Genomic DNA, 407 nt, shown 5'->3' on the forward strand with positions numbered 1-407 from the left:
GACAGGCTCGTAAACCCTGAGATTCTTCTGCTTGCAAGACCAGACTGTGAGCTGGTATACGTGGGAAAAGAAGATGGCAGGCATCTTATGGAACAGGAAAGAATAAACGAGCTCCTGCTTCAGTATGCTCATACAAGGGAAACTGTGGTGAGGCTCAAGGGTGGTGACCCCTTTGTCTTTGGAAGAGGTGGTGAGGAAGCTCTCTTTCTGGCTCAGCATGGCATAGACTTTGAGGTGGTTCCGGGGGTGAGCTCTGCCATAGCTGTCCCTGCCTATGCGGGTATTCCTCTAACCTTCAGGGGCATTTCCTCCTCCTTTGCGGTGATAACGGGGCACGAGGACCCGAGAAAGGGAAGCTCCAGCATAGACTGGGGGAGCCTTAAGGGGATAAACACACTTGTATTTCT

At 51.8% G+C, this 407-nt stretch carries 1 protein-coding gene; it reads left to right on the forward strand.

Going from position 1 to position 407, the window contains the following annotated elements; all coding sequences use genetic code 11:
- Positions 1-407: uroporphyrinogen-III C-methyltransferase (locus ACKRDP_RS09880; RefSeq protein ID WP_409154619.1), on the forward strand; the 407-nt coding region annotated here is incomplete at both ends.

Source organism: Pampinifervens navoyensis (assembly GCF_046159715.1).
Classification (GTDB): domain Bacteria; phylum Aquificota; class Aquificia; order Aquificales; family Aquificaceae; genus Pampinifervens.